General features: G+C 63.1%; 13 protein-coding genes. 4 read left to right on the top strand and 9 right to left on the bottom strand.

Annotated elements, in window-relative coordinates; all coding sequences use genetic code 11:
* Nucleotides 1-32: 32 nt before the first annotated feature.
* Complete coding sequence (locus NCS02_RS29000) at nt 33-1,319, bottom strand: GAF domain-containing sensor histidine kinase (protein WP_350029933.1); 1,287 nt, start codon at nt 1,317-1,319, stop codon at nt 33-35.
* Nucleotides 1,320-1,327: 8 nt separating this feature from the next.
* On the opposite strand from NCS02_RS29000, the gene NCS02_RS28995 reads away from it, so the two are divergent.
* From NCS02_RS28995 to NCS02_RS28985, 3 genes are all read left to right on the top strand, one after another.
* Nucleotides 1,328-2,029, top strand: a complete 702-nt coding sequence (locus tag NCS02_RS28995) for a hypothetical protein (RefSeq protein ID WP_250523396.1) — start codon at nt 1,328-1,330, stop codon at nt 2,027-2,029.
* A 103-nt stretch (nt 2,030-2,132) separates the two neighbouring features.
* Nucleotides 2,133-2,549 carry a ribbon-helix-helix domain-containing protein gene (locus tag NCS02_RS28990; protein ID WP_250520287.1) on the top strand — a complete coding sequence of 139 codons (417 nt, stop codon included), beginning with the start codon at nt 2,133-2,135 and terminating at the stop codon, nt 2,547-2,549.
* Nucleotides 2,550-2,582: 33 nt separating this feature from the next.
* Nucleotides 2,583-3,686 carry an extracellular catalytic domain type 1 short-chain-length polyhydroxyalkanoate depolymerase gene (locus NCS02_RS28985; RefSeq protein ID WP_250441408.1) on the top strand — a complete coding sequence of 368 codons (1,104 nt, stop codon included), beginning with the start codon at nt 2,583-2,585 and terminating at the stop codon, nt 3,684-3,686.
* Nucleotides 3,687-3,765: 79 nt separating this feature from the next.
* Here NCS02_RS28985 and NCS02_RS28980 read toward each other — a convergent pair whose 3' ends face one another.
* Genes NCS02_RS28980 through NCS02_RS28965 form a run of 4 tightly spaced genes read right to left on the bottom strand, consistent with a single transcriptional unit; the run spans nt 3,766 to nt 7,870 of the window.
* Complete coding sequence (locus tag NCS02_RS28980; RefSeq protein WP_061133369.1) at nt 3,766-5,151, bottom strand: tripartite tricarboxylate transporter permease; 1,386 nt, start codon at nt 5,149-5,151, stop codon at nt 3,766-3,768.
* Nucleotides 5,151-5,633 carry a hypothetical protein gene (locus NCS02_RS28975; protein ID WP_250437640.1) on the bottom strand — a complete coding sequence of 161 codons (483 nt, stop codon included), beginning with the start codon at nt 5,631-5,633 and terminating at the stop codon, nt 5,151-5,153. The genes NCS02_RS28980 and NCS02_RS28975 overlap by 1 nt, the downstream gene beginning before the upstream one ends.
* Nucleotides 5,634-5,655: 22 nt before the next feature.
* Nucleotides 5,656-6,594: a hydroxymethylglutaryl-CoA lyase gene (locus tag NCS02_RS28970; protein ID WP_250457031.1), complete on the bottom strand. Its 939-nt coding sequence runs from the start codon at nt 6,592-6,594 to the stop codon at nt 5,656-5,658.
* Nucleotides 6,587-7,870: a hydroxymethylglutaryl-CoA reductase, degradative gene (locus NCS02_RS28965; RefSeq protein ID WP_008346501.1), complete on the bottom strand. Its 1,284-nt coding sequence runs from the start codon at nt 7,868-7,870 to the stop codon at nt 6,587-6,589. The genes NCS02_RS28970 and NCS02_RS28965 overlap by 8 nt, the downstream gene beginning before the upstream one ends.
* A 176-nt stretch (nt 7,871-8,046) precedes the next feature.
* Here NCS02_RS28965 and NCS02_RS28960 point away from each other — a divergent pair, with 176 nt between their 5' ends.
* Nucleotides 8,047-9,423 carry an aminotransferase-like domain-containing protein gene (locus tag NCS02_RS28960; RefSeq protein ID WP_175980356.1) on the top strand — a complete coding sequence of 459 codons (1,377 nt, stop codon included), beginning with the start codon at nt 8,047-8,049 and terminating at the stop codon, nt 9,421-9,423.
* A 40-nt stretch (nt 9,424-9,463) separates the two neighbouring features.
* On the opposite strand, the gene NCS02_RS28955 is transcribed toward NCS02_RS28960, so the two are convergent.
* The 4 genes from NCS02_RS28955 to NCS02_RS28940 form a co-directional block, all read right to left on the bottom strand.
* Nucleotides 9,464-10,513 carry a 2-dehydropantoate 2-reductase gene (locus tag NCS02_RS28955; protein ID WP_250520286.1) on the bottom strand — a complete coding sequence of 350 codons (1,050 nt, stop codon included), beginning with the start codon at nt 10,511-10,513 and terminating at the stop codon, nt 9,464-9,466.
* A 16-nt stretch (nt 10,514-10,529) separates the two neighbouring features.
* Complete coding sequence (gene pntB, locus NCS02_RS28950; RefSeq protein WP_250520285.1) at nt 10,530-11,927, bottom strand: Re/Si-specific NAD(P)(+) transhydrogenase subunit beta; 1,398 nt, start codon at nt 11,925-11,927, stop codon at nt 10,530-10,532.
* Nucleotides 11,928-11,937: 10 nt separating this feature from the next.
* Nucleotides 11,938-13,497, bottom strand: coding sequence for a Re/Si-specific NAD(P)(+) transhydrogenase subunit alpha (locus tag NCS02_RS28945; RefSeq protein WP_175980182.1), 1,560 nt, complete (start codon nt 13,495-13,497; stop codon nt 11,938-11,940).
* Nucleotides 13,498-13,769: 272 nt separating this feature from the next.
* On the bottom strand, nt 13,770-14,201 hold the full coding sequence (locus tag NCS02_RS28940) for a PAS domain-containing protein (RefSeq protein WP_250520284.1): 432 nt from the start codon (nt 14,199-14,201) through the stop codon (nt 13,770-13,772).
* Nucleotides 14,202-14,209: the final 8 nt, after the last annotated feature.

The raw sequence follows: 14,209 nt of genomic DNA, 5'->3' as shown, positions 1-14,209 counted from the left end.
CGTCTCGACGCCGGCATCAGCGGATCCCGACGTCACACTTGCCGAACGGGGATGATTGCAGTGAAACATGTGCCATCGGCGAGCGATGACGATACCTGCAGATCGCCATTGTGAGCCTGCACGATTTGCTTGCAGATGAAAAGACCGAGACCGAGACCCCCGCCTCGCGGTTGATCGGCGGGCCGCCAATATGGCTCGAACACTTTCCTGATGTCCTCGGGCGCAATGGCATCGCCACCGTTCTTCACGGCGATGATCAAGTTACCGGCCTCGACTTTCCCATTTACGGTAATAGGCAAGTCCGCCGCGCCATGCGTGATTGCATTGCCTAACAGATTGGACAATAGCTGCTGCATACGAACCGAATCGCAGTGGACGGTTCCTTCAATGGCGATGCTGTCTTCTATCATCAAGCCGGGATGACCCGCCTTTGCCTCGGAAACGATATCGCGCAAAAGCTTGCCGAGATCGGGCACCGGCGCGATGTGGGCGCCCAGTCCGGCGCCCAGGCGTCCGCGCGCGAAGTCCATTACATCGTCGATCAAACCCGCCATTCGGCCGGCGACCGCCTTCAATCGCAATCCGAGTTGAGTGATCTCGGTGGTTCCACCTTTGATCGAAAGATATTCGGCAATCGAATGCACCGCTGTTAGCGGATTGCGAAGGTCATGTCCGAGAACGGCGATGAACTGCTCACGCAATTCCGCGGCCTCGCGCGCGTGCGATAGCGCAGTTGCCGACGCAGAGCGGTTCTCCTCCAGTTCGAGCTCAAGCGCGATGAGCTTGGCGTACGCCTCGAACATGCAGACCGTGCGGACATCGGACAGATAGCGCGGACGCGGATCGATCGCGCATAGATTGCCGAAGTACCGGCCGTTGGATAGAACGATCGGCACGGAGATATAACTTTGAAGGTTATAGATTCTGGCCGTGTGATGACCGCAGTAACGCGGATCGTTCCCGAAGTCATCGATGACGATCGATTCGCGCGCTTCTCGCGATTCGAAGCATAGCGTCGTCTTCAGATCGAGTTGACCGCCGACTTCCAGACCGAAGCCAATGTCGTCGTGAACGGCGCACGCTGTCCATGTATTGTCTGTCACGCGCGCGACCGCGGCGTAGCCCATCGATGTTCTTTCGCAAATCGCCTTGAGCATCGAGCCCACGGCACTCACGCGGCCGATAGCCTCGATGTCGTCCTTCAGTGCGTCAGGGCCGTCTTCCCCGGTCAAAGTTATCATGTCGAATGCTGCTGAGATGTGACAAGGCCGTATTATGCGCCGCGAACATTTCTTTTTAGCTCCGAAAGTCCTGCCCAATGCGAGACATGCTGACTTCTTTCTTCTGGAGCGGCGACGCGATCCGCAGTCGTCGCGTCAGTGACATCGTTCTATCCGGCACGCTCGATCTGCCTGCGCCTCCCGCGTCGATGCTCGCGAATTGGCAGAGAGAAACCACGACGCGTCTCGCGCTGCAACCCGGTGATGTCGAGCCGATGCATCTCGCGCGGACGCAATTTCGCTGGCCGGATTACAAACGCTGCGTGCAGGCCATGTCCGACTGGACCGGCGCGCTGGGGCTTCCCGCGGTGCTCGACGATAGCGACATGGCGTTGATGGCCTGTCGTGGCGCCAGGTATCACCATGACGGCGAGCAGTATGGCGGCGCCGCTTTTTGCAATCTCTTCCTGAGCGAAGACAAAGGTCTGGACTTGCACTTCCCCGCTATCGGACAACGCATTGCGCTGACGAGGGGAACGGCCGTGATCTTCGATACGGTCCAGCCTCACGGCGTCATTCAGCGCGACAGCGACCGCTTCTGCGCCGCCGACTTCCCCCCGGACCACGACTTCACCCAGATTTTCCTGACGTGGGAACTTCCCATCGAAGACGCCGATATCGGAAACGCGCTGAACGTCGTCTTCGATAGCGACCGCTCGAACGCGCTGCAACTCGAGGAAGCGCAAGTCTGGCTGAACGGCTCACGAACCGCCGTGTGCCCGGAATCGGGTTGCTGGGCGCGCGTCTGAGTCGCGATCGCGTCTGCGCTAAATCGCAAAAATCATCGTTGACGCTCTCTTGAAATCCTCCTATAACCATCCACATGGATGGTAACGGGAGGTTTTTCACACTATGGCAAAAGAAGTGCCGGATCGCTCGCGAGGCAGCGAAACCGAAAAAATCACCATCAATCTCGGTCCGGTCGACTTGGGCCAGATCGATCTGCTCGTCGAGGAAGGCTTTTACTCGAACCGGACGGATCTGATCCGCACGGCCATCCGCAATCAGTTGTCGATTCATGCGCCGGCTGTGAAGGACACCGTGACGCGCCGCGAACTCGTGCTCGGCCTTCAGCATTTTTCGAAACAGGATCTCGAGGCGGCATGCGCGGCCAATCAGCGTCTGCGGATTCAGGTGCTCGGTTTGGCGAGCATTGCCATGGACGTCTCCCCCGAACTCGCGCTGGCAGCGATCGACTCGATTCTGGTTCGAGGCGCGCTCCATGCGTCACCGGCAGTCAAGGCCGCATTGGCGGATCGAATCCGCTGATGCGCCTGACGCCTTCCCGCTAACGGAATAAACATGAAACTCAACGAAGGTTTTTTGGACTCGATGAAAGAGGCATTCGCGCTCTTTCGCAGCAACGATCCCGCCGCGGCCGCGGAAATCGTCAAACGCGCCATGCGCGGCGAACGGACGGACACGGCAACCGCGCACCCTAACCCGCAGGACGACACGACGACCGCGCGATTCGCCGATCTCTTGCAACCCCGGCGCCACGCCGGCAAGACGCGGACCGATCCGGACGTGCAGGATCGCGGGCACTTCAGCACGCGTCGTTATGTCGGCGCCGCCGGTCAACGCGATTACAAGGTCTACGTTCCCGCTCATTCACGTCGCGATCCTTTACCGCTGATCGTCATGCTGCACGGCTGCACTCAGGACGCCGACGACTTCGCATCCGGCACGCGGATGAACGCGCTCGCCGAAACGCACGGCTTTATCGTCGCTTATCCGATCCAGCCGCAGAACGCGAATACGTCGAAATGCTGGAACTGGTTCAGGCACGGCGACCAGCAGCGCGACCACGGCGAGCCGTCGCTGATCGCGGGCATCACGCGAGAGGTGATGGCCGATCACGACGTCGATCCGAAACGCGTCTTCGTTGCAGGGCTTTCGGCCGGCGGCGCAATGGCGGCGATCGTGGCGCAAACCTATCCCGACCTTTACGCGGCAGCAGGCATTCACTCGGGCCTGCCCGTGGGATGCGCGCACGACTTGCCATCGGCGCTGGCGGCCATGCGCGGTGGCAAGGCCCGATCCAAGGCGCGCAAAGCCGGCCGGGCGGACATTCATCACGCGCAGGCGTCGCAATGCCCGCTGATCGTCTTTCACGGCGATGCCGATGCTACCGTGCATCCTTCGAACGCCAACGAACTGGTACGCGAGTTTTCTGCGAGCGAAGCGACACCCGCCCGCGCGTCGAGCGGTGACGGCCGGGCGCGCAAACATACGGTCCGGCACATGACGTCGCAAGCCGGGGTGGATGCAGAACTCTGGATCATCCACGGCGCGCCGCATGCGTGGTCCGGTGGCTCGTCAAGCGGAAGCTATACCGATCCGTCCGGCCCCGACGCCAGTGCCGAAATGCTGCGATTCTTTCTCGAACATCCGCGCCGACAGTGAGCGGTCGCCTTTGCGCCCTCGATCGGCGGCGTCCGACCGGTTGCCGCCGGTCGGATAACGAAACGCAGCGCGCACCGCGTCACGCGCCAAAGGCCTTCGTCAAAGCCGGCACGCTCAACACCGCCGTGTAATAGCCCATGAACTGCACGCCGGTATTGAAGCCGAAGTTGCGCGACAGCAATCCGCCGAGCAAGCCCACGCTCAGAATCACGAGCAGACCGAGCAGTTGCCCTTCCCACACGCTGATTACGACGATCAGACCGACGAACGTCGCGATGATCGCCTCGTGACTCAGCTTCCTCGCGACGAACGACGCCGCGCGATGCGCGTAGTTCATCGACAGCGGATACGCGACGAGCGCCGCGAGCACGACCGCGAGCAAGCCGAAGCCGAGGAACTGCCACGTCGTCATCAACGTATGCAGATTGTTGATGTGGCCCGTCGCCGTATCGACGAAAAAGCGCGGCGGTGCGTTGAATAGCGGCGCGGCCGGTCCCGCCGCGACAGGACTCAGCGGCAGACCGAACGCGATCAGCGGAATCAGCGCTTCGGCGATGTAAGTCGCTTCGGTCACGCCGTTGCGCGCGGAGATCACCGTCGTCAGGCGATGATACGCATGCTTCACACGCGAGCCGACGAGTTCGCCGAGCACGACCGTCATCGCGACCGGGCTGAACACGAATGTCGCGCTCGATATCGCCGCGGTGGCCGCGACCCAGCCCCGTTGCTGGCCGTCGAGCACTTTCATCGGATTGGGGAAGTAGCCGCTCCAGCCCTTCACGTCGGGCGCGAGCGAGAACGTGCGGACGCGTTCGCGGCGCATGCGGGCGCGATCGGCGGGCGAGAGTATCGAGAACAGATCGGCGATGAGCGGCCCGATCGCGATGCCGAGGAAGTAGCTCACCGAGAGCTTCACGCCGTATTTGCCCGTGAGCGCCTGAAGACCGACGATCACCAGCACGAACGGCACGAGCAGAAACACCGAAGCCCATCGTCCCGACGAAAAGAACGCAATGGCGACCGATGCCGCGAGAAACACCCACGGCGCGGCCTTCGTGATGACCGGCCCGAACGGCGCGAGCAGCACGGCGAACAGCACCGCGAGCGGCACGGCGACGAACGCCGCGACGATCGCGCCCGAGATCATCTTGCGCAGGGCGATATGCGGCACGCCGAGGTTGCGCAGCATCGTCGCCTGTTGCAGCAGGGGCGTGGCGAGCGTGTCGCCGGGAATGCCGAGCAAGGCGGTCGGAATCGCGTGCGTCATGTGCTTCGACACCGCGCCCGCCATGAAGAAGGAAAATACGCCGACGGGCGGCACGCCGAGCAGCACGACGAGCAAGGTGAGCGGCGCGAGCGTCGTGGTTTCATCGGTGCCCGAAATGAGGCCGATGCCGGAGAACACGATCGCGCCGATGAGTCCCATGCCGAGCGCGACGAGCAGTTGAGTGACGAACGGTTCCATCAGCGCGCTCCTTCGCGTTGTTCATCGCGTTGTTCATATTCGGCGAAAAGCTCGTACAAACCGAGCTCCTTCATTTCCGCGACGACCGAAGGCGGCAGGTCCGCGACGCGACCGAGTCCGCCCGCTTCGTTCGCGAGCTGCTTCAGCACTTCCTCGCGGCCCGCCGCGCCGTGCGCTTCCTCGACCACTTCGCGCTTCGGCTTGAAGAGCTTCGCGCAGACCGCGCCCGCGATCAGGCATCCGGCGAGGCCGACGAGCATCGCGTAAGCGCGGGCCATCGCGGCATCGGGCACATAAGCGGCGAGCACGCGATTCGCGATGGCGAACGCGCCGTAGCTGATCGCGATGCCGAGCACGACCGACCACGCGAGATGCCGCGTATCGACGGTATCGCCCCATATTTCGACGAGCTGATACTCCGTCGTTTCGGCGCTTTGCGAGAGCGCCCGGCCGCGCTCGTGCGCGGCGAGTTGCTGTTCCATGTCTCCTCCTTGAATGGAGTGATCAGATGCACTGCTTTTCTTGTCGCTGACGCTTGGCCTCGAGTGCGCGCGCCACGCGCGATGACGTTTCGCGCTTCAATGCCGTCGAAATGAACGCGCCCGCTTGCACAAGTCCGTTCAGATCGATGCCCGTCTCGATGCCCATGCCCTCGCACAAATAGACGATGTCCTCCGTTGCGGCGTTGCCCGTCGCGCCCGGCGAATACGGACATCCGCCGATGCCCGATACCGAGCCATCGAACACCGCGACGCCGCGTTGCAGCGCCGCGTGCACGTTCGCGGCGGCCATGCCCCACGTATCGTGGAAGTGACCGGCGAGCGCATCGACGGGAATGTGTTCGATGCACGCGTCGAGCATCGCCTGGGTTTTTCGCGGCGTGCCCGCGCCGATGGTATCGCCGAGACTGATCTCGTAGCAGCCCATGTCGAAGAGCTTCCTTGCGACGCGCGCGACGGCTTGCGGCGCAATCTCGCCTTCGAACGGGCATCCGAGCACGCAGGATACATAGCCGCGAATGCGTACGTTCGCCTCGCGCGCCGCCGCGATCACCGGTTCGAAGCGCGCGATGCTTTCGTCGATCGAACAGTTGATGTTCTTCTGCGAGAACGATTCGGATGCCGCCGCGAAGACCGCGATTTCATCGACATGCGATGCGAGCGCGGCGTCGAGGCCCTTCATGTTCGGCACGAGCGCGGCGAGCGTCGTGTGCGTGGCGCGCGCCTTGTCGCGCACGCGTTCGAGCACGTGCGCGCCATCGGCCATTTGCGGCACCCATTTCGGCGATACGAACGAGGCCGCTTCGACATAGCGCACGCCCGCATCGATCAGGCGCTCGATGAGTTCGGCCTTCACATCGGCCGATACGGGCGACGGCTCGTTCTGCAAGCCATCGCGCGGACCGACTTCGACGATGCGTACGCGCTTCGGCAGCTCATTCATCGCGCGGCCCTTGCAGAAGACTCATGCCGTAATCGACGCTCACGTTGCGCGCGGCGACCATCTTCTTCACGACCCAGTCGATATCCGTGCCACTCGCGCCCGCTGCCAGCGCGATGTTGCGCGCGTGCAGCGCCATGTGGCCGCGCTGGATGCCCTCGGTCGAGAGCGCACGCAACGCGCCCATGTTCTGCGCGAGACCGACCGCGACGGCGATCTCGCCGAGTTCCTGCGCCGAGCCCACGTTCATGATCTTCAACGCGAGACGCGCGAGCGGATGCGTCTTCGTCGCGCCGCCGACGAGTCCGACGGGCATCGGCATTTCGATCGTGCCGACGAGGTCGCCGTCGTTCGCCACTTCCCACGTCGTCAGCGACGTATAGCGCCCGCCGCGGCTCGCGTACGCGTGCGCGCCCGCCTCGACCGCGCGCCAGTCGTTGCCCGTCGCGACGATCACCGGATCGATCCCGTTCATGATGCCCTTGTTGTGCGTGGCGGCGCGGTACGGATCGATCGCCGCGAACAGATACGCATCGACGACGCCGGCGATCACGTCCTCGCCCGCGTATTCCTTCGTTTGCAGCGTGGCCGCACTGTAGCGAACCTGCGCGCGCGCGAGGCGCAGATCCGCGAGATTCGACAGGATGCGCAGACGCACCTTGCCGCCCGTGATTTCCTCCATGCGGCCCGCGACGGTTTCGGCCATCGTGTTGACGGTGTTCGCGCCCATTGCGTCGCGCACGTCGACGATCAGATGCGCGACGATCATCGCGCCGCGCGGCGTGTCCGGAAACACGTGCACTTCGATGTCGCGGCAGCCGCCGCCGAGACCGATCAGCACCTTGTCGCGCGCGTTCGCCATTTCGATCAGCTCGTCGCGATGCTTGAGAATCGCAAGCCGCGCGCCATACGGGTCCGACACGCCGACGATCTGCACTTGCGCGCGCATCAACGGCCCGGTGCTGGAGGTGCGAAAGCCGCCCGCCTCGCGCGAGAGCTTCGCCATGAACGACGCCGCGGCGACGATCGACGGCTCTTCGACCGCCATCGGCACCAGCACGTCGCGGCCGTTGATCTGGAAGTAGCCCGCCACCGCCATCGGCAATTCGAACGTGCCGACGACGTTTTCGATCATGCCGTTCGCGGTTTCGAGCGGCAGCGCGCCGGGTTTCGCGAGGAGCGCGTGCTCGGCGTCGTCGAGGTCCGCTGCCTGCGCGATGTGCGAGAGGCGTTGCGCGGGCGACATCGCGCGGAAGTTCGGCAACTTCGAATCGATCATGTGTCTTCCTCTTCTGTCTGGATGTGTGTCGTGAGTGTTCGCTTTCGATGCTTGCAGCAACGCACCGGGTGAGCGAATAATAGGCTGACTGTACCCATTTCAAAGGTACAATTCCGACAAACAGTGACCTTGCTGTACCCATGACAGCAGGATCATTTTCAGAACAGGTCGATACGATGCGGCATGAGAAGCCCAGCCTGTCTGCGACACTCGCGGACAATCTCGCCAGACAGATCACCGAAGGTGTGCTGCGCGCGGGCGACAAACTCCCGTCGATCAGGGAATACGCTGAGGCGAACGGCTGCGCAAAAAACACCGTCATCAGCGCGTTCGACATGCTGACGGCGAACGGTCTCATCGAGCCGCGACGCGGCGCGGGCTTTTACGTCGCGAGCGTGGCGAAGCCGCAGCAGCATGACGAAGATGCGCCGACGCTCGATCGCGCGATGGATTCGGTCTGGCTCATGCGCGAACAGTTGCAGAGCAAGCCGGACTTTCTCAATCTCGGTGAGGGATTTCCGCCCGTCGCATGGCTCGAAGAGACGCGGCTCGATCACTTCCACCAGCGCGTGGTGCGAACCGGTGTCGCGTCGCTGTTTCGTTACGGCAGCCGCTTCGGCTATCTGCCCTTGCGTCAGCATCTGCAGCAAAAGCTCGCCGGCTATGAGATCGAAGCCGCGCCGCAACAGATCGTCCTCACGCACGGCGCGAATCAGGCGATGGACATGGTCGTGCGTTACTTCGTGCGCCCGGGCGACACCGTGCTCGTCGACGATCCCGGCTATTACGCGCTGTTCGGCAAGCTGAAGCTGTCGGGCGCGAATATCGTCGGCGTGCCGCGCGCGGTCGACGGGCCGGATATCGCGGCGCTGGAGGAGCGGCTCAAGACGCATCGGCCGCGGCTCTTCTTCACGCAATCGGTCGGACACAATCCGACCGCCACGGACATCAGCGCGGCGAAGGCGCACCGCGTTCTGCAACTGGCGGAAGCGCACGATCTGATCGTCGTCGAGAACGACGCCCTCGCCGATCTCAAGCCGCGCTCGGCGACGCGCATCAGCGCGCTGGATCAATTGCGGCGCACGATTTATATCGGCAGCTTTTCGAAGTCGGTGTCGGCGGCGCTGCGCGTGGGCTTTCTCGCCTGCGATGCCGATCTCGCCAGCGATCTCGCCGACGTGAAGATGCTCACGCACGTAAGCAGCAGCGAATACTGCGAGCGCACGCTCGATGCGATCGTCGGCGACGGACACTTTCTGCGTCACACGAACCGCTTGCAGGACCGCCTCAAACGCGCGACGGCGACGGGCGTCGAAGCGTTGACGCGTCTTGGCGCGACCATCTTCAAGGTCAGCGATCAGAGTCTTTATCTATGGGCGCGTTTGCCCGCGCACGACGATTCGATAGCGTTCGCGAAGGAGATGCTCGGCAAGCACGTGATCCTCGCGCCGGGGACGATTTTTTCCGCGCACGCGAACATCGTTTCGCCGTGGTTTCGCTTCAATGTCGCGTATCTCGGCGACCCGCGATTCTCGAACGCACTCGCGCCTTGAAACGCCGGGCACGCCTGCCCGACGTGTTGCTACGCTGCAATTACGCGCTGGCTACTGCTGCCAGGCCCGTCCGCGAAGACTTCTCGGCCACGGGCGTCGATTGTCCCGCCGATTGAAGCGAAGGCTCCGCCATCTGTCCTCGCAGCTTGATGAGCGCGAGCACCGTATCGATCGTCGGTGTCGCCTGCCCGACGAGACGCCCCATTTCCTGGACAACGGTAAGGAGCGGATCGATTTCCATCGGCCGGTTGGCCTCGAGATCCTGGAGCATCGACGTCTTGTGCGCGCCGACCGCACCCGCACCATCGATACGTCTTTCGACATCGACACGGAAATGCACGTCGAAGCGATCCGCGATCGCTTTCGCCTCCAGCATCATCGCTTTCGACACGGCGCGCGTGGCCGGATTGCTCGTAATGACATCGAGCGTTGCATGAGTCAATGCGCTGATCGGATTGAAGCAGAGGTTGCCCCAGAGCTTCAGCCAGATTTCATCGCGAATACGCTCGCGAATGGGCGCATCCAGATCCGCCGCGCTCATGATTTCATGCAGCTTCTGAACGCGCTCGCTGCGCGCTCCATTCGGTTCGCCGATGGGGAACTTCTTGCCGTACACATGGCGGATCACGCCCGGCGCGACGACTTCCGCCGCCGGATACACGACACAACCGATCGCACGCTCCGGTCCGAGCGCGTTCCATTGCTTCGCGCCGGGATCGATGCTGTCGAGCGTGGAGCCTTCCAACTCGCCGCCATGCTTGTAGAAGTACCAGTACGGAATGCCGTTGACGGCCGTGACGATAGCCGTCTCTGGTCCGAGCAAAGTCTGGATCTGGCCGACGACGCCCGGCACGGAATGCGCTTTCAACGCGATGATCACGTAGTCTTGCAGACCCAGCTCGCGCGGATCCGACGCGCATCTGACCTTGACGACACGTTCCCCGCCATCGATTTGCAGCCGTACACCGTTTTCCTGCATCGCCGCGAGATGCGGACCACGCGCAACGAAGCTCACGTCCGCGCCCGCCGACGCCAGTTGCGCGCCCATATATGCACCGATCGCTCCGGCGCCATACACACAGATCTTCATCGTTTAAACCCCTATCTCAAGCGCCAAGATGACTTAGCAACGCATCGACACTGCCCTTCGCATCGCCGAAGAGCATCCGCGTGTTTTCCTTATAGAAGAGCGGATTGTCGACGCCGGCGTAGCCTGCCGCCATGCTTCGTTTGGACACGACCACGGTGCGCGCCTTCCACACTTCGAGCACGGGCATCCCGGCGATGGGACTGCCCGGATCCTCCAGCGCGCCAGGATTCACGATGTCGTTTGCGCCGATCACCAGCACGACATCCGTGTTGGAAAAGTCGTCGTTGATCTCGTCCATCTCCAGGACGATGTCGTAGGGCACCTTCGCCTCCGCGAGCAGCACGTTCATGTGCCCCGGCAAGCGGCCCGCCACCGGATGAATGCCGAATCGCACGTTCACGCCCTTGCTGCGCAGCTTCTTCGTGATCTCGCTGATCGTCGCCTGAGCCTGCGCGACCGCCATGCCGTAACCGGGCACGATGACGACTTCCGACGCATCGCGCAGCAGCGAGCCGACTTCATCGACCGTGACCGGCGCGACTTCACCCTCGATCGTCTTCGAAGCGGTCGAGGTCGCCGTGCCGAATCCGCCGAGAATCACGGAGAGGAACTTGCGGTTCATCGCGCGGCACATGATGTAGCTCAGAATCGCTCCGCTCGACCCGACCAGCGCGCCGGTCACGATCAGCAGATCGTTGCTCAACATGAAACCCGTCGCGGCGGCGGCCCAGCCCGAATAGCTGTTCAGCATCGACACGACCACCGGCATGTCCGCGCCGCCGATCGCCATCACCAGATGCACGCCGATCAGCGCGGCGATGACGGTCATCGTCAAGAGCGAGCTGATGCCCACATCGGCGTCGGGCGCTGTCAGGAACACATAGCCGAGCGCGATGCACGCGAACACGCCGACGAGATTCAGCGTGTGCCGCATCGGCAGCAGCAACGGCTTGCCGCCTACCACGCCCTGCAACTTCAGAAACGCGGCGATGGACCCCGTGAACGTTACCGCGCCGATGAACACGCCGAGATAGATCTCCACGTTGTGGACCGACTGCGCCACGCTGTCCGATTCCGCGCCGGCTGCCGGCGACAGGTAGCTCGCAATGGCGACCAGCACGGCCGCGAGACCCACGAAGCTATGCAATGCCGCGACGAGTTGCGGCATTTGCGTCATCTCGACGCGCCGCGCGAGGATCGCGCCGCCCGCGATGCCGATCGCCATCAGCGCGGCGACGGCCGGCAACGCTTCCCCGCCGTTGAGCCAGAGCGTGGTGACGATCGCGATCGCCATGCCGGCGACGCCATAGAGATTGCCGCGCCGCGCCGTCGATGGATGACTGAGCCCGCGCAGGCTCAGGATGAACAGCACACTCGCCGCCAGATAGGCGATGCTTCCGATTCCAGTTTGCATGTCGATCTCCTTAGCGCTGGAACATGTTCAACATGCGTTGAGTGACGAGAAAGCCGCCAGCGATATTGATTGTCGCGACGAGGATCGCGAGGCCCGCGAGAATCGCGACCAGATGATGCGGCGTGCCGACCTGCAGCAGCGCCCCCGTCACGATGATTCCGCTGACCGCGTTGGTCACGCTCATCAGCGGCGTGTGCAAGGCGGGCGTCACGTTCCACACGACCTGAAAGCCGACGAAGATCGCCAGCACGAACACCGTGAAGTGCGCGACGAACGCAGGCGGCGCAACGGCGCCGAGCGCGGCAAGCAACGCAGCCGCGATGACGAGCCCGGCCACGCCGATCCATCCCGCGCGACGCTTCTGTTCGATGGTCACGGCAATCGTTGCAGCGGGCTTTGCGGCAGCGGGCGGCGCAATCGCGGGCTCCGGCTTCTTGGGCGGCGGCCATTTCACCTCGCCGCGCAGCACGACGGTGACGCCGCGCATCACTTCGTCATCGGTATCGAGCGTGATTTCGCCGTTCTTCTGCGGCGTCAGATCGGTCAGAAGATGCCGCAGATTGGTGCCGTACAACTGGCTCGATTGCGTTGCCATGCGCGATGGCAGATCCGTATAGCCGACGATCGTGACGCCTTCGATCGATGCCGCCTCGCCCGGCCGCGTCAGCTCGCAGTTGCCGCCCTGCTCCGCCGCCATGTCGACGATCACGCTGCCTTGGCGCATGCTGCGCACCATGTCGGCGGTGATCAGTTTCGGCGCGGGCTTGCCCGGAATCAGCGCGGTCGTCACGATGACGTCGACGTCTTTTGCCTGCGCGGCGAACAGCGCCATTTCAGCCGCGATGAATTCGGCGCTCATCTCTTTCGCGTAGCCGCCGCTGCCGCTGCCGTCCTCGACGTAGTCCAGTTCGAGAAACTCGGCGCCCATGCTTTCCACCTGCTGCCGCACTTCGGGCCGCGTATCGAAAGCACGGACAATCGCGCCGAGACTGCGCGCCGCGCCGATCGCCGCCAGTCCCGCGACGCCCGCGCCGATCACCATCACTTTCGCGGGCGCGATCTTGCCCGCCGCCGTGATCTGTCCCATGAAGCCGCGGCCGAACTGGTGCGCCGCTTCGATGACCGCGCGATAGCCCGCCATGTTGGCCATCGAACTCAAAGCATCGAGCTTTTGAGCGCGCGAGATGCGCGGCACGCAGTCCATCGCGAGCACGGTGACGTTGCGCGCAGAGAGGCGCGTCAACAACGCTTCGTTCTGCGCCGGCCAGATGAAACTGATGAGCGTCGATCCTTCGCGCAGTAACTCGACTTCATCGCCCACGGGCGCAATGGAAGGCGCACGCACTTTCACGACGATATGCGCGTCCGCATAGAGCGACGGCGCATTCTCCACGATTCGCGCACCCGCAGCGCGATAGGCATCGTCGGAGAATGCGGCAAGCTCGCCCGCGCCGGCCTCGACGCTCACTTCAAATCCGAGCTTCAGCAGATGCCCGACTACTTCCGGCGTCAACGCGACGCGACGCTCCCCGGGAAAGCGTTCCCGTGGCACAGCAATCATCATTGGCATGACTAAATTCCCAATCGACGGTTTCAATTCTTCAGTGGCGCGCGCCTGCATTCGGCTGGCGAGCATGCCAAACCTCGCATCAGCGAGAAAGCTGGCGCGAGATACGAATAATGGTCAGTGTCTGGTCGGTCAGCCGCGTATACGGGCATCGAGCGAAGCGGCCGGTGGGATGGGTGGCCGCTTCGTCCTTGAGCTGCGTTCATGCGCCTTTTGTTGCGCGGACGCGAGCCGTTATCTCTATGGTGCTTTTTATACTTTGAATCGCTGAATCATCAGGCGTCGACTTTCGCCTCCAGTTCGGCGATACGCTTGCGGAGCGCACGCTCTTCCTGAAACCGCGCCGTTTCATCGCGGATGATCGCGACGATACCGGTCAGCTCGCCTTGCGGCGAATGCAGCAGCGCGACGGTGAACGCTATCGACATCGCGCGTCCGTCCTTATCGACGGCGGGAACCTTGAGCAGATCGTGCCCATAGCGCGTCTCGCCGGTCGCCATCGTCTTGTGATAGCCGTCCCAATGACGACCGCGCAGGCGCTCCGGAATGATCAGATCGAGCGACTGCCCCAAAGCTTCGCTCTGGGTGAAGCCGAACATGCGTTGCGCCGCCGGATTCCATAGCGTAATCGCGCCGCTCGCATCCGAAACGATCACGGCATCGCCGATCGCATTGACGAGTTGTTCATAGTCGATCGTGGGGGTCATTGTGTCGT

This window comes from Caballeronia sp. NCF2 (genome assembly GCF_023631205.1).
GTDB classification, from domain to species: Bacteria; Pseudomonadota; Gammaproteobacteria; order Burkholderiales; family Burkholderiaceae; genus Caballeronia; species Caballeronia zhejiangensis.
The sequence above is the reverse complement of the archived record's forward strand: the minus strand, read 5'-3'. Positions and strand labels throughout refer to the sequence as shown.

Bases quoted from the DNA above. Each gene is read 5' to 3' on its own strand.
- NCS02_RS28975 (WP_250437640.1), bottom strand. From the start codon at position 5,633: ATGGAACAGCAACTCGCCGCGCACGAGCGCGGCCGGGCGCTCTCGCAA.
- NCS02_RS28990 (WP_250520287.1), top strand. From the start codon at position 2,133: ATGGCAAAAGAAGTGCCGGATCGCTCGCGAGGCAGCGAAACCGAAAAA.
- NCS02_RS28980 (WP_061133369.1), bottom strand. From the start codon at position 5,151: ATGGAACCGTTCGTCACTCAACTGCTCGTCGCGCTCGGCATGGGACTC.
- NCS02_RS28940 (WP_250520284.1), bottom strand. From the start codon at position 14,201: ATGACCCCCACGATCGACTATGAACAACTCGTCAATGCGATCGGCGAT.
- pntB (WP_250520285.1), bottom strand. From the start codon at position 11,927: ATGCAAACTGGAATCGGAAGCATCGCCTATCTGGCGGCGAGTGTGCTG.
- NCS02_RS28960 (WP_175980356.1), top strand. From the start codon at position 8,047: ATGCGGCATGAGAAGCCCAGCCTGTCTGCGACACTCGCGGACAATCTC.
- NCS02_RS28985 (WP_250441408.1), top strand. From the start codon at position 2,583: ATGAAACTCAACGAAGGTTTTTTGGACTCGATGAAAGAGGCATTCGCG.
- NCS02_RS28945 (WP_175980182.1), bottom strand. From the start codon at position 13,497: ATGCCAATGATGATTGCTGTGCCACGGGAACGCTTTCCCGGGGAGCGT.
- NCS02_RS28970 (WP_250457031.1), bottom strand. From the start codon at position 6,594: ATGAATGAGCTGCCGAAGCGCGTACGCATCGTCGAAGTCGGTCCGCGC.
- NCS02_RS28965 (WP_008346501.1), bottom strand. From the start codon at position 7,870: ATGATCGATTCGAAGTTGCCGAACTTCCGCGCGATGTCGCCCGCGCAA.
- NCS02_RS28955 (WP_250520286.1), bottom strand. From the start codon at position 10,513: ATGAAGATCTGTGTGTATGGCGCCGGAGCGATCGGTGCATATATGGGC.
- NCS02_RS28995 (WP_250523396.1), top strand. From the start codon at position 1,328: ATGCTGACTTCTTTCTTCTGGAGCGGCGACGCGATCCGCAGTCGTCGC.